Here is a 14,259-nt window from a genome sequence, read left to right as displayed (position 1 = left end):
TTCAAATAGGATGGCCTTGCTTCGTTTTTTTTTATGAAACCGTAGCGTGGCTAGGCGAGAATTGGGAGAATGTCCAATGTTGTGCAAGCCCAAATATCAGCTCTATTTTCCAATACATCATTTGGTTTCAACCGATCGGGATGTTTCGGAAATGGGTTGCTCCTTAGAGGACCAATCCAAGTGTGCAAAATGTCTTTTCCGGGAGCGGTTCAGCAAAAAAAACCGACTTAAAACTTTCTTTTTGTGAACTTACCCAAGAAACGGTATTGCTCACTCCACAACTGTAAAACTCTTTGAGGCACGTATTAACCTACCGTCCGGGGCAATCCCCTCAAGGTTTACCACATAGGTCCCAGGGGCGTCCCCAGTAAAAAAATCAATGGTGGTTGGGACGCGGGGGTCATATTGTAAATTTGGGGCCCAGTGCAAGGTGGTTCGGTAATCTGCTTTGGTAACATCGGGTTCGGAGGGGTTGTACCGCGGACTGTAGAATTCCCTTTTCTTATGGAAACCATTTATTTTTATATTGGCCAGACCCGGTTGCGCACTTGCTTCATTGGGTGCCTCCACATCAAGATTTACCCAGGTGTAGAAGGCGATCACCCCATTGCCTCCCCGCATTCCATAAATGGCGGTACTGGCCCCTTTTAGCACGTCCACGAACATGATTTCATTGGCCATCATATTGGCCAAAATTTCTTGACCTATTTGAAATCCATCCAACAAAATCAAGGGAGCATTGGGTCCCAGGAGGCTACTCCCGCCCCGGATCGTCACCGTGTCCCCATTTACGAACACTCCTGGCACAACGCGTAATAGGTCAATGGCCCTCATGACATTGGACCAGGGCACGGAATCCTTGAAGATGCGCACGTCGGGCTCTCCGTGAATGGTGTGCTTTAACAATTGTTCGTCAATTTTGTCTTGTCGGGTTTTTTGGTAAGGGCTTTTCACGGTTGCTTCCTCTAGTTGGATCACTCTGGGATCATAACCAAAGGTGGCCACTTTATGTCTGTAAGCTTGGTCCATATATGCTTTTGACCCTTTATGCTCCAAGGTCTTGATATCTTCCAGTACCGGCGTTTCGGTTAAGGGTGAGGGGAAATCACTATGGAGGTGAATGGCCACCTCATCTTCTTCCTGGGTCCGTTTGGCCGTCAATTTTTCGGCAGTGACATACGCCCTAACGCTGTCCTGGAAAATGAAGGGACCAAAGCTGAAGTGCCCCTGTGCATTGGTGGAACCACTGGTGCTGTACACTTCCTCTCCCATGACCTTAAAACGCAAGTTGGCGGGTTTGGGCTTTCGTTTATTGGTGTAGCTGGTGGTTCTGCCTTCTATCATAATGCCCTTTTCGGGCTCAAAGAGTAAGGCCTTGCTCACTTTTCTGGTGAGCACGTCTTCCCAAACAAATCTTCTCCAACCATGGGTGAGCATCAGTACATCCAAGAGGTACTCTTTCTTTGGACTTACGTCCTCAAAGAAGAAATTGGGGTTGGGTACGGTGCCGCCCACATCAGAATTCAAGAGCAACCAACTTTTTATGCTGCTGCCCGCCTGGGGTTCCAAACTGTTACTGGAGACCACACTGGCCACCAGGCTTCCGGGTACGGCCCGATCGGCCACATCTTTAATGGCAATGTCCAAAGTCACTTTTTCCCTAGTGGTGTAGGAAGGTTTGTCTGGCACTATGTTGGCAGCAAGGTCATTGTAGGGGTTGTCCACAAAGACAAGCCGTTCACATACAGGTTCTCCCGCTGCGGTGAACAAGGTAAAATGGGCCACACCGTCGTTCATTGTTTCGGTGGGGATTTTTACGGAATAGGAGGCCTCATCTGAGCTTTCCACACGTTCAAAAAAAGTCTTTCCCCTTACGTGTCCCAGAAGCATTGTTTCTTTGAGTCCCCCGGGCAAATTCGTGGCCACTTGCAGCACCAAGAATTCCCCTGCATTTCTGCTCCTCAGCACATAGCCTTTCCCCAGGACCTGGGGTAGGGGATAGCGCTCTTCTTTTCCATTTACCATGATTTGGGCAAAATAGTCGGTATTGGCCTCTGGGATAAACGTTGTTTTGGAAAGACCAAAGTCATGGCTTTCAAATGGGGCAATGACCTTATGGTTGCCGTCAATGATATGGCCTTTGAGCGCAATTCCATTTCCGTTGCTATCGGTTACCTTTAGGCCAAGTCCGTTTTGTAGGCCCGAGACAAGGTCTCCTCCCTCTGGGTAAAAAGCGATCAAGGGCTTTTCGGGACCTATGGCACCGAGAGCTCTAAGGGGCTTATTTTTCTTTTTGGCCATAGCTTGCCGCACTGTGTCCCGGGGCACCATGATGTTCAATTTTTTGGTATGAAAAACGGGATCTTGCTCATTCAACATATATTTGGTAAAAGCGCGCAGGCGGTAGGTGCCGGCAGCAATGGTTTCCGGAAGCACAATGCTTCCATCTGCGCCCAAGCCAGAGGAAAACAGTTTTTGCTGTGCTATGGTGCTGTCCATTGCGTTGAGCAGTTCCACATAGATCACATTGCTCTTATCCGATGCCTCCATATTGGATCCATTGACCAAGAAAGTTTTATACCAGATGGTTTCTCCATTGATGTAATTGTCCTTGTCCGTTTTAACGTAGGTTTTCTCGGGAGCGTTGTTCCGTTCATACAGGTCCAACTTGTCCACCACATGTTTAAAGACAGGGTTTTGCTGCGCCCTAAGGGCATATGGAAAGAAAAACAAGATCGAAAACAAGGAAATGGTGAATAATCTCATGGTCTATGAACAAGGTTACCCCAGTAAGATAGGGTTTTTTGTTAAATAATGCCCTGGAAATTAACTCACTTTTAATATGTAACGCCTGGAAATCAGTTAAAAGCAAGATGAGCGGCAGGTTTTGCAACGGGTCGGAGTCCCGCTATATGGGGCCAAAAAAATCAACGATGAGGAGGGGCCCTAAGATTAGGGGAGCATGTTTGCCAAAGGGAGTGCTCGTCCCCAAGTTTGTTCAGGAACCGTGAGGTGGGAAATGGTGATACGGGTGCTTTTTCAGCTTTGCTCCAACACCTCAATACCCTACTTTGTTCCGCACACGGTCCAAAACCCCCTTGGCCACGTTCCTAGCCTTTTCGGCACCTAGGGCCAGGGCATGTTCTACCTCGTCCGGGTGGTTCATAAAGTAGTCAAATTTTTCCCGGGGCTCGGCAAACTTGTCCAAAAGAAGTTCGTAAAGGGCTTGTTTGGCGTGGCCATAGCCGTAATTCCCAGCTAGGTAGTTGGCGCTCATCTCTTCAATTTGCGGCTGGCTGGCCAGGAGTTTGTACAAGGCAAACACGTTGTCCGAGTTGGGATCTTTGGGGTCCTCCATGGGGGTGCTGTCCGTCTTTATGCCCATGATCTCCTTGCGCAATTTTTTGTCCGTTTGGAACAGGTTGATCAGGTTGCCCTTGCTCTTGCTCATCTTGGCCCCATCCGTTCCGGGCACGTACATGGTGTTCTCCTGTACTTTTCCCTGGGGCATGACAAAGGTCTCGCCCAATTGGGCATGGAAGCGTGCGGCCACGTCCCGGGTCATTTCCAAGTGTTGCATTTGGTCTTTTCCCACGGGCACAAGCTCGGCGTCATAGAGCAAAATATCGGCCGCCATGAGCATGGGGTAGGTAAAAAGACCGGCATTCACGTCTTCCAAACGGTCTGCCTTGTCCTTGAAGGAGTGGGCCAGGGTGAGGCGTTGGTAGGGAAAAAAACAGCTCAGGTACCAGGCGAGCTCGGTGGTCTGCGGAACGTCGCTCTGGCGGTAAAACACGGTTTTTTCAATGTCCAGGCCAAAGGCCAGCCAAGTGGCCGCCGTGGCCAGGGTGTTCTGCCTTAGCACATCCCCATTTTTGATCTGGGTAAGGGAATGCATGTCCGCTATGAAGAGGAAGGACTCATTGTCTGGATTTTGCGCCATTTCCATTGCGGGGACTATGGCCCCCAAGATATTGCCCAGGTGGGGCGTTCCCGTACTTTGTATGCCTGTGAGTATTCTAGCCATTTGCTCAATTTACTGAGGCGCAAAGGTAAAACAATTGAAAAAATAAGCCTTGATTTGCCTATTTTTGGTGCATGCTAAGATTGGTGCAACGAATTGGCCAGGCCCTGTATCGCGTTTGGTTCTATGTTTTGGTGGCCCTGCCCATGCTGTTGCTTTTGCCCCTTTTGGTCATTTCCGTTTCCCGTGAGGCCTGGTACCCTATTTTTTTTTGGATGGCGCGCAACTTGTGGGCAAAACCCATACTGTACGGTATGGGATGTTTTCCAAGAGTGGTCTATGAGCAACGTCCAGTGTCGGGCAGGAGCTATATGTTGGTGGCCAACCATACCAGCATGTTGGATATTATGCTCATGCTCCACATAAGCAAAAACCCCTTTGTGTTCGTGGGCAAAAAGGAATTGGTGAACATTCCGTTGTTCGGTTTTTTTTACAAAAGGGTCTGCATCATGGTGGATCGCGGCAATGCGCAGAGCAGAACGGGCGTTTATCTCCGGGCCCAAAGGCGCCTTAAACAGGGCCTGAGCATCTGTATTTTTCCCGAGGGCGGCGTACCGGACGAGCAAGTGGTTCTGGACACGTTCAAGGACGGCGCCTTCCGTATGGCCATAGCCCACGGCATTCCAGTGGTGCCCATGACCTTTTTGGACAACAAAAAACGTTTTCCCTTTACCTTTTTTGCAGGGGGCCCGGGCCAATGCAGGGCCAAGGTGCACCCCTTTTTTGAAACCAGACATCTGGTGGCCGAGGACAAAGTGGCATTGCGGGAACAGGTAAGGTCCTTGATCTTGGCAGCGCTCCAAAAGTAGCCCAGGCCCTGGAGCGGCCTGTACGGGCGGGACATGGAGAATTGCCTTTATGCCCTAGAACCTGAAGCTGAGACCGCTATATACGCCAATGGTGTACGGCCTAAACGTTCCGTCCGTGGCAGAAAAGGTGTTCATTTGGTATTTGAACATGGGTTCTATGTTCAGGCGAAGGTTTTGGGAAAAGCGATAGTTCATGCCCAGCCCTATATTGGTGCTGAAATTAACGTTGTTGATGTTGTTGGCATCGCCCATTTCCATGCTGAGGTCCCCTGTGCTGAGGCCAATGGAATTGTCCACCAGGAACAGCGAGCTGAAACCGCCAATGAGGTTGATGCCAAAACGGGAGTCCAACAGGGCGTAGTTCAGTTCCATGGGCACTTCCAGGTAACCGAACTGTTGCGACATGACCCCGTCCCGGAGCCCCTCCTGCGCGGTAACGTCCACGGCGGCATTGCTCATTTCATTGGTTGGCGGAGCACTGTTCTTGCTGCTCAGCACCAGGTTTCGGGCGGTGGCCCTGTAGTTGATGTTGTCTATTTGCCCGTTGGTGGAGGCCTCAAGGGAGGAAGCAAAGGCGATGTCATTGGTGTCATACCCATAGTCCACACGGTGCAGTCCGGAACGTACGCTTAGCCGGTCCGTGATTTCATAGGCCACGGCCAGGCCGTAGCTCATATTGATATCGCCGGTTTTGGAGTTGGGCGCAAAAATGGAGTGTACGGGAGACCCTTCTCCCATGGCGTTGAAGTACACCGGTGCAATACTGGGGCCGGCAGACCACCTTTTCTTGGTCTTTTCCGCCACGGCTTCCTCTTCCTGCACCATGCTGTCAAAGATGGATTTTTTACCCTCTTCCAAGTCGTTTTTAAGCGGGATGTCCTTATCCTCTGGCACCGCATCGGCCACCATTGTTTTTTGTTCCTGTGGAAGGCCGTTTCTTGGGGCCTGGTCCTTTGGAGGAAGGAGGGCACTGCTTTCCGTCTCCTTTTTTGGCGCATCCACGTTTGTCGAGGCCACGGTGGTTTCCGTGTTGTCCGGGGCAAGCGGCAAGGCCGGTTCCCTTTGGGTTACGGAGGTTCTTTCCTTTGCCGGGGCCTGTTGGGCCAATCCTTGCACGGGCTTGGGTGCATTGGGCTGGCGGTTGCCCTTTGGCGCCTGCCTTGGATCATTTTCCTTTGCGCCGGGCTTTTCCTCCTTCACGGTTTCGTTTGCGGTAATGGTCTCGGGCCCTTGGCCCTGGGTTTCCTCTGCATCGTTGTCCAATACCACGGCATCTTCAACGGTGTTGCCCGTGTTCGGGGCGGTGGAGCCAGCTTCCTTGTCCCCGTTGCTTTTTGGTGCATTGGTTTGCTCCACATCCGTGACCTGAATGTTGTTCGTGGCATCCTCTTGAAAAGGATTCACCACCAATAAGCCCACCATGAGCACGGCGGCCACTCCGCCCAGGGCCCACCATAGTGGAATAACCGGGCGCTTTTTCTTCTTGTTGAGCGACGCTTCGATCGCATGCCACACCCGCTCGGGGGGCATTTGTTCAAAGTCCCGGAATTTCTCCTGGAAAAGTTCGTCTAAATCTTTTTTAACCATCGCAATAAGTTATCATAGCATGAAGGCGTCTCATAAAAATGGGATGCCGTTTTCCAGCATCGTGATCAAAATGGTGATCGAGGATGGAGCGCGGCGCGCCTCTATTTTTTCTTTCAGAATTGTTCTCGCCCGTGCAAGATTTGATTTGGAGGTTCCTGCCGATGTCCCCAGCAAAGCCCCTATTTCCTTATGGGAATGCCCATCCAGCACGTACAGGCTAAACGTGGTCCTGTACTTGTTGGGAAGTTCCCTTATGTAGCCCAAAAGGGTCTGTAGGTCCAGATCGGAGTTGGGGTCCGTTTCCTCAACGGGCCCTTCCGTATTGTCATGCACCACTTTCAGCGGCTCTTCCTTACGGTACTTTTGCAGTACCGTGTTCACCGTTATTCGTTTTAACCATCCTTCAAAAGAGCCTTTTCCGCTGTATTGGCCAATTTTATCGTAAATGGTCATAAAACTGTCATGAAGGTTGTCCTCTGCCTCCGTTTTGTTGCGCGAGTATTTTAGGCAAATGCCAAAGAGAACGGCTGCATAATCCCTATACAGTTGTTCCTGCGCTTTGCGTTCGCCTTTTTTGCAGCTATGTACAAGTTCTTCTATACTCACGCCTTTGGTTGGTGGTTTGTTTAAGGTTCTTCCACGGGTACGGTGACTTCAAGGTACTCCGGTTCACCATTCTCGTCTTCCCCCGTAAAGAAACGAAACAGATACGGTTCTTCAAAGATCACGGAAAAATCGAACGAAGCGGTTTCTTCCACATTGAGGACTTCGCAGTCCGTTGCATCCGTTCTTACCAGCCCTATGGCCACTACGTTACGGGTGTTCTCGCCGTGTGGCTTGCGAACATCGGGATAATCGTAAAACGTGCAGCTATCGGGTCTTAGATAGGTGAAATTGATGCGATAGGTTTGGCTCAGCACAAAAGATTCGGGGAGATCGGCCCCTGTGATCTCCAGTGTGGCAAAATGAAAATTGGGGCCATCATCTTCCAGGCTGCAACCGCCAAAGAGCAGGAGAAGGGCGAGAAGCCCCCCTAAAAGAGTGATTTTCTTTTTGATCATACATTTCCTTTTAGCCATAAGATGATCACAGGGCGCAAAGGTTGCGTCAGGGCCCCTTAAATTGGCCCAGCGACTTCTTTTTAAGGTTTTAGGGCAGAAATGGCTTCCCTGATCTTGGCCTCCAGTTCCTCAAAAAGTTCCGGATTGTCCTGTAACAGTGATTTCACCGCATCCCGGCCCTGTCCCAGTTTGGTGTCTCCATAACTGAACCAGGAACCGCTTTTTTTAATGATCTCATACTCCACGCCCAAGTCAATGATCTCTCCCAGCTTGGATACCCCTTCACCGTACAAAATATCGAACTCTGCGGTCCTGAAGGGCGGTGCAACCTTGTTTTTAACCACCTTGACCCGGGTCTTGTTGCCCTGTACGTTGCCGTCCGTATCCTTGATCTGGGTAGATCGGCGAATGTCCAGGCGCACCGAGGCGTAGAACTTAAGGGCGTTTCCTCCCGTGGTCGTTTCCGGATTGCCGAACATGACCCCTATTTTTTCCCGCAACTGGTTAATGAAGATCACGGTGCAGTGGGTCTTGCTTATGGAACCCGTGAGCTTTCTCAGGGCCTGGGACATCAAACGGGCGTGCAGGCCCATTTTGGAGTCTCCCATTTCCCCCTCGATCTCGCTCTTTGGGGTCAACGCGGCAACGGAATCGACCACCACAATATCTATGGCGCCGGAGCGGATCAGGTTGTCCGCAATTTCCAGGGCCTGCTCCCCATTGTCCGGTTGGGAGATGATCAGGTTGTCAATGTCCACCCCCAGTTTTTGGGCATAAAAGCGATCAAAGGCGTGTTCGGCGTCAATGAAGGCCGCGATGCCGCCGTTTTTTTGTGCCTCCGCCATCGCGTGGAGGGTAAGGGTCGTTTTTCCGGAAGATTCCGGGCCGTAGATCTCAATGACCCTGCCACGGGGATAACCGCCCACGCCCAAGGCCACATCAAGGCCCAACGAACCAGAGGGAATCACTTCCACATCTTCCACCACACTGTCGCCCATCTTCATCACGGCGCCCTTGCCATAGGTTTTGTCCAGCTTGTCCAGTGTTAATTTCAGTGCTTTTAATTTGGCATCTTTCTCCGAGCTCATAGTCTGTTTTTTAGGAACGCTAAATTAGTGTTTCTTTTTGAAAACGGTAAAGCCTTTGGGCCAGATAGTTGGCTAGCACGGCCCCGGCCAGTTATTTTTCAGGGGCTGCGCCGTTAAAACATGCTTTTTTTTTCCAGCCCACGCAACCTTTTTAAAAAAAGTTCATCTTAAAAGCGTGTAGTGTTTTTGTGAACAATATTGTCCGTCATTCTTTGTTTGTGGCGGCCGTGGTGGTCATTTCCCTTTTTGTGTATTCTGAAAGAATGCTATGAAGAAGAAAAAATGGGATGGCCAATAAAGAGTCTTGTATATTCAAGGCTCTTTTTTTTTTTGTTGTTGCCCCCGGTGTTGGCTACCTTTGTTTTCTATTTTCCAACTTAAATATTGGTATGGCATGCAACTGTACAATACCTTAAGTGCAAAGGAAAGGGAAGCATTGATCGAAGAGGCCGGCAAGGACCGTCTCACCATTTCCTTTTACAAATATGCACACCTGGGCAATCCCGGTATATTCCGCAACCATCTGTTTCTTCATTGGAGCGCCTTGGACGTCCTTGGTCGCATTTACGTGGCCCATGAGGGCATAAATGCCCAACTTTCCGTACCTGCGGATGCCTTTAATGGGTTTAAGGAGCATTTGGACAGCATTTCGTTTTTGAAGGATGTGCGTTTGAACATTGCCATTGAGCAGGACAACAAGTCTTTTCTAAAGCTCAAGATAAAGGTGCGCCCCAAAATTGTTGCCGATGGCCTCAATGACGCATCCTTTGACGTGACCAACAAAGGGGTGCACGTGGATGCCAAGAAATTCAATGAGCTCATAGAAGACCCCGACACCCTGCTGGTGGACATGCGCAACCACTACGAAAGCGAGATCGGGCACTTTAAAAATGCCATTACCCCGGACGTGGACACCTTTAGGGACTCCTTGGACATCATTGAGGAGGATCTTGCCGATCACAAGGAAGACAAGAAATTGGTTATGTACTGCACGGGTGGCATACGGTGCGAAAAGGCCAGTGCCTATTACAAGCACAAGGGCTTTAAGCAGGTGTACCAACTGGAGGGCGGCATTATTGAGTACGCCCGGCAGGTAAAGGCCCAAAACCTTGAAAATAAATTCTTGGGCAAGAACTTTGTTTTTGATCACCGGCGAAGCGAGCGCATCAGTGCCGATGTCATTGCCCAGTGCCATCAATGCGGCAACCCGTGCGACTGGCACGTGAACTGCGCCAACGAGGCCTGCCATTTGCTTTTTATACAATGCCCAAGCTGTGCCAAGAAAATGGACAATTGCTGTTCCCAAGCGTGCAGGGAGGTGCACCATTTGCCCTGGGAAGAGCAAAAGGCCCTGCGCAGGGGAAAAGTGCAGAGCAACAAAATCTTCAAGAAGGGCAGGTCCCAGGTGCTAAAGTTCAAGAAATGAATCGCTGTGGGCGTGCGCCGGGGTTTACACCGCACTAAAAAAATGCTATCTTTACCGTTCAATTTAGTATGAACCTTTTTTGGTGCGCCCCCAAGGCAACATCAAATCAATATACAAAATATGGGTTGTAGCAGTTGCTCCACCGCCAAGGATGGGCAACCTCGTGGATGCAAGAACAATGGTACTTGCGGAACGGATGGTTGCAACAAGCTCACTGTTTTCGATTGGCTTTCCAATATGGCCCTCCCCAATGGGGAAAAGCCATTCGATTTTGTCGAGGTGCGCTTTAAGAACAGCAGGAAGGAATTTTTCAGGAATTCCGAGAACCTTTCCCTCTCCATTGGCGATATCGTGGCCACCGAGGCCCAAAGCGGCCATGATGTGGGCATGGTGACCCTTACCGGCGAACTGGTGCGCATACAGATGAAGCGCAAAAAGTCCGATTACAAAAGCGAGGAACATCCAAAGATTTACCGCAAGGCCACGCAGAAGGACATAGACGTGTGGCAGCGTTGCCGTGACCGCGAGGATGAGATCAAGAAAAGGGCCCGTGAGATGGCCATTATCCTGAACCTGCAAATGAAGATTTCAGATGTGGAGTTCCAGGGAGACGCCTCCAAGGCCACGTTCTACTATACCGCGGACGAGCGGGTGGATTTTAGGCAGTTGATCAAGGACATGGCCCGGGCCTTTGGCATCCGCATAGAGATGCGCCAAATAGGGTACAGGCAAGAGGCCCAGCGCCTGGGTGGCATAGGCTCTTGTGGGCGCGAACTTTGCTGCTCCACCTGGCTAACGGATTTTAGGTCCGTGAGCACCTCGGCGGCCCGCTACCAGCAACTGTCCTTGAACCCCCAAAAACTTGCCGGGCAGTGCGGAAAGCTAAAGTGCTGCCTAAACTACGAGCTGGATGTCTATCTGGACGCGCTCAAGGATTTCCCCTCCCAGGACACCAAGTTGTTCACCGAGAAGGGAATGGCCTTCTGCCAAAAGACCGATATTTTTAAGGAAGTCCTTTGGTTTTCCTATAAAAAGGAGCCCGCCAATTGGCACATGCTCACCAAGGCCCAGGTGCAGGAGATATTGGCCAAGAACAAGGCCAAGGAAGAGGTGCCCAGCTTGGAGGTGTACGCCAACGAGCATACCGTGGAGGATCGGGTGGTCTTTGAGAACGTGGTGGGCCAGGACAGCCTTACCCGTTTCGATCGGCCCAAGGGAAGACGTAACCGCAACAAGGGCCGCAACAGGAACAAAGGCCGCAACAAGAACCAGGGCAAAGGGCAAAACCAGAACCAGGGTAAAGGGCAAAACCAGGGCCAGAAAAAAAACACGGGTCAGAACCGAAACAGAAAGCGAAAGAACAACCCCAAGCAGAACAGGAAGAATGCATAAGTTTGTTTTTACCGTGGCCCTGGGCCTGGGGCTCATGTCCTGCGGCAAGGAGGTACAGGTGTTGGAGTACCAATCCCTTCCCAAAGGGATCTGGGCAAAGGACCAAGCGCTGGAATTTCAGTTTTCCGAGATGGACACCCTTTTGCCGCACCATATTTTCCTGCACGTAAGAAACGATGCCTCCTACCGGTACAGCAACCTGTTTTTGATCGCCAACATGACCACCCCTGAGGGAGAGGTGCTCACCGACACACTGGAGTACCAGATGGCCCTCCCGGACGGCACTTGGTTGGGCAAGGGCATGGGCAGCATCAAGGAAAACAAGCTATGGTACAAGGAAAACATCGTTTTTGGCTCTTCTGGCGTATATACCATAAATGTGGCACAGGCCATGCGAAAAAACGGCAGCGTGGCGGGTATTGAGCAGTTACAGGGCATTACCGATGTGGGCATTGAGATAGGCAAAACCAACGAGTAAGGCAATGGCAGAAACGGCAAAGCAAAAAAAGACCCCCAGTTTTTTAAAGTACATCAAGTGGTTTTGGTTGGTGTTCATTTCCGGCATTGCCCTGGTGGCCCTCCTCTTTCTCTCCGCGGCCTGGGGATTTTTCGGTGAGCTGCCTCCCTATGAGTACTTGGAGAACCCAAAGACCAATCTGGCCTCCCAGATCATGAGCAGCGATGGCGAATTGATCGGCAAGTTCTATTTGGACGATAACCGGACCGATGTGCGCTATGAAGACCTCCCCGAAAATTTGGTGAACACCCTCATTGCCAGTGAGGACATCCGCTTTAGGGACCATTCCGGCATCGATGCGCGGGGAACCCTCAGGGCCGCCTTTTACCTGGGCAAGCGCGGTGGCGCCAGTACCATTTCGCAACAACTGGCACGGCAGCTGTTCGTGGGGGTGCGCAGCCGCAACAAGATAGAGACCATTAAGCAAAAACTAAAGGAATGGGTGCTGGCCATACGTCTGGAGCGCAGCTACACCAAGGAGGAGATCATTGCCATGTACCTCAACATCTATGATTTTGGCAACAATGCGGACGGCATCAGATCGGCCGCCAGGATCTACTTTGGCAAAGAGCCCAAGGACCTCAAGGTAGAGGAATCTGCCATGTTGGTGGGCATGCTGCAGAACTCATCCCTGTACAACCCCCTGCGCCGCGAGGAGATGACCCGGAAAAAGCGCAATATTGTGTTGGGCCAATTGGCACGTTACGATTTTATCACCGAAGCGCAAAGGGACTCCCTCCAGGCCCTGAAAATGGACATTAACTACAACCCGGAAAACCATAGGGAGGGGCTGGCCACCTATTTTAGGATGTACCTGCAACGCTTCATGAAGGAGTGGATCGACAAGAACCCCAGACCCGCCGTGGAAGGCGATCGGGATAGGTGGAACCTCTATCTGGACGGACTGCGGATCTACACCACCATAGACGCCAAGATGCAGGCCAACGCGGAAGCTGCCGTGGCCGAGCATATGGAACGCTTGCAAGCGGAGTTCTTTGTCCAGAACACCAAGGAGCGCAACCCCACCACCCCGTTCTTGGACCTTGCCCCGGATGAGATCGACATTATCTTGGAGCGGGCCATGAAGAATTCCGATCGTTGGCGCAAGATGAAGGAAGAGGGCAAGTCCGAAGATGAGATCCGGGCATCTTTTGCCCAACCCACTGAAATGACGGTTTTTGACTGGAAGAGCGATACCCGGGAAAAGGACACCGTTTTAACGCCCTTGGATTCCATAAGGTACTACAAAACCTTTTTAAGGACCGCCATGATGTCCATGGAGCCCCAAACGGGGCACGTAAAGGCCTGGGTGGGCGGTATTGACTACAAGCATTTTCAGTATGACAACGTCATACAGGGGGCCCGGCAGGCCGGATCTACCTTTAAACCTTTTGTGTATGCGGCCGCTATAGATCAATTGCGCTTATCGCCCTGCGAAACCCTGCCCGACACCCAGTACTGCATTGAGGCAGGAAAACACGGCAATATGGAGCCTTGGTGCCCCAAAAACTCCAATGGGAAATATTCCGGGCGTGACCTTACATTGAAATATGCATTGGCCAATTCGGTGAACACCGTAACCGCACAGCTCATTGATAAAGTGGGGCCAAAATCAGTGGTCTCCATTGTAAAGAACATTGGCCTTACCAGGGATATTTTGGAGGTGCCCTCCATTGCCCTTGGCACCACCGACTTCAATGTCTATGAAATGGTGGGCGCCTATGGCATGTTCGCCAACCAGGGCGTTTACGTGAAACCGGTGATGGTGACCCGCATAGAGGACAAGAACGGCACTGTGCTCTATGAGTACGTGCCAGAGACCAAGGATGTGCTGAGCAAGGAGGTGGCCTACGCCATGGTGGATCTAATGAAAGGGGTTACCCAAGGCGGTTCGGGAACACGCCTGCGCCATAGTTTTAACAAGAACAGTAGGGTGTACAAGGAAATCATTACCGGATATCCCTACGAGCTTACCAACCCCATTGCTGGAAAGACGGGAACCACGCAGAACCAAAGCGATGGTTGGTTCATGGGCATGGTGCCCAACCTGGTCACCGGCGTATGGGTGGGCGGCGAGGACCGCGCCACCCACTTCAAGAGCATTACCTACGGCCAGGGGGCTTCCATGGCGCTGCCCATATGGGGGCTCTACATGAAAAAGAACTACGCCAATGAAGAACTGGGCATTTCCAAGGACGATTTTGAAAAGCCCGAGAACATGTCCATCATAGTGGATTGTGACAAGTACGAGAAGGAAGTGGAGGAAGATATGGACATGGAAAACGATCTGGAAGAGCTGGACTTCTAAAAAAGGGGGCCACCAGGATGTAAAAGCGCTCTTTTGGAGCGCTTTTT

At 51.1% G+C, this 14,259-nt stretch carries 11 protein-coding genes; 5 read left to right on the top strand and 6 right to left on the bottom strand.

What is annotated here, in order from left to right:
* Positions 1-270 precede the first annotated feature (270 nt).
* Together ACKWCC_RS01635 and trpS are read right to left on the bottom strand one after the other, a co-directional pair.
* Positions 271-2,766: a TonB-dependent receptor plug domain-containing protein gene (locus tag ACKWCC_RS01635; RefSeq protein WP_413994152.1), complete on the bottom strand. Its 2,496-nt coding sequence runs from the start codon at positions 2,764-2,766 to the stop codon at positions 271-273.
* 292 nt (positions 2,767-3,058) lie between these two features.
* Positions 3,059-4,027 (bottom strand): tryptophan--tRNA ligase, encoded by a 969-nt coding sequence (gene trpS / locus ACKWCC_RS01630; protein WP_413994151.1) that lies wholly within the window; start codon positions 4,025-4,027, stop codon positions 3,059-3,061.
* Between the two features lie 71 nt (positions 4,028-4,098).
* On the opposite strand from trpS, the gene ACKWCC_RS01625 reads away from it, so the two are divergent.
* Positions 4,099-4,833, top strand: a complete 735-nt coding sequence (locus ACKWCC_RS01625) for a lysophospholipid acyltransferase family protein (RefSeq protein WP_413994150.1) — start codon at positions 4,099-4,101, stop codon at positions 4,831-4,833.
* Between the two features lie 54 nt (positions 4,834-4,887).
* Here the strand turns inward: ACKWCC_RS01625 and ACKWCC_RS01620 are convergent, their stop codons facing one another.
* The 4 genes from ACKWCC_RS01620 to recA all read right to left on the bottom strand — a co-directional run bounded on the left by ACKWCC_RS01620 (position 4,888) and on the right by recA (position 8,569).
* A complete protein-coding gene (locus ACKWCC_RS01620) occupies positions 4,888-6,420 on the bottom strand; it encodes a hypothetical protein (RefSeq protein WP_413994149.1) in 1,533 nt (510 codons plus the stop codon).
* A gap of 30 nt (positions 6,421-6,450) precedes the next feature.
* Positions 6,451-7,026: an RNA polymerase sigma factor gene (locus ACKWCC_RS01615; protein ID WP_413994148.1), complete on the bottom strand. Its 576-nt coding sequence runs from the start codon at positions 7,024-7,026 to the stop codon at positions 6,451-6,453.
* 20 nt (positions 7,027-7,046) lie between these two features.
* Positions 7,047-7,481: a hypothetical protein gene (locus tag ACKWCC_RS01610; protein WP_413994147.1), complete on the bottom strand. Its 435-nt coding sequence runs from the start codon at positions 7,479-7,481 to the stop codon at positions 7,047-7,049.
* An 80-nt stretch (positions 7,482-7,561) separates the two neighbouring features.
* Positions 7,562-8,569 carry a recombinase RecA gene (recA, locus tag ACKWCC_RS01605; RefSeq protein WP_413994146.1) on the bottom strand — a complete coding sequence of 336 codons (1,008 nt, stop codon included), beginning with the start codon at positions 8,567-8,569 and terminating at the stop codon, positions 7,562-7,564.
* A 394-nt stretch (positions 8,570-8,963) separates the two neighbouring features.
* Between recA and trhO the strand changes: the two genes are divergently transcribed.
* The 4 genes from trhO to ACKWCC_RS01585 all read left to right on the top strand — a co-directional run bounded on the left by trhO (position 8,964) and on the right by ACKWCC_RS01585 (position 14,212).
* Complete coding sequence (gene trhO / locus ACKWCC_RS01600) at positions 8,964-9,995, top strand: oxygen-dependent tRNA uridine(34) hydroxylase TrhO (RefSeq protein WP_413994145.1); 1,032 nt, start codon at positions 8,964-8,966, stop codon at positions 9,993-9,995.
* Positions 9,996-10,115: 120 nt separating this feature from the next.
* Positions 10,116-11,387, top strand: coding sequence for a PSP1 domain-containing protein (locus ACKWCC_RS01595; protein WP_413994144.1), 1,272 nt, complete (start codon positions 10,116-10,118; stop codon positions 11,385-11,387).
* On the top strand, positions 11,380-11,865 hold the full coding sequence (locus ACKWCC_RS01590) for a gliding motility lipoprotein GldH (RefSeq protein WP_413994143.1): 486 nt from the start codon (positions 11,380-11,382) through the stop codon (positions 11,863-11,865). The genes ACKWCC_RS01595 and ACKWCC_RS01590 overlap by 8 nt, the downstream gene beginning before the upstream one ends.
* A 4-nt stretch (positions 11,866-11,869) precedes the next feature.
* A complete protein-coding gene (locus ACKWCC_RS01585) occupies positions 11,870-14,212 on the top strand; it encodes a penicillin-binding protein 1A (RefSeq protein ID WP_413994142.1) in 2,343 nt (780 codons plus the stop codon).
* The last annotated feature ends 47 nt before the right edge of the window (positions 14,213-14,259 follow it).

It is taken from the genome of Maribacter aquimarinus, assembly GCF_047345505.1.
Classification (GTDB): Bacteria; Bacteroidota; Bacteroidia; order Flavobacteriales; family Flavobacteriaceae; genus Maribacter.
The sequence above is the reverse complement of the archived record's forward strand: the minus strand, read 5'-3'. Positions and strand labels throughout refer to the sequence as shown.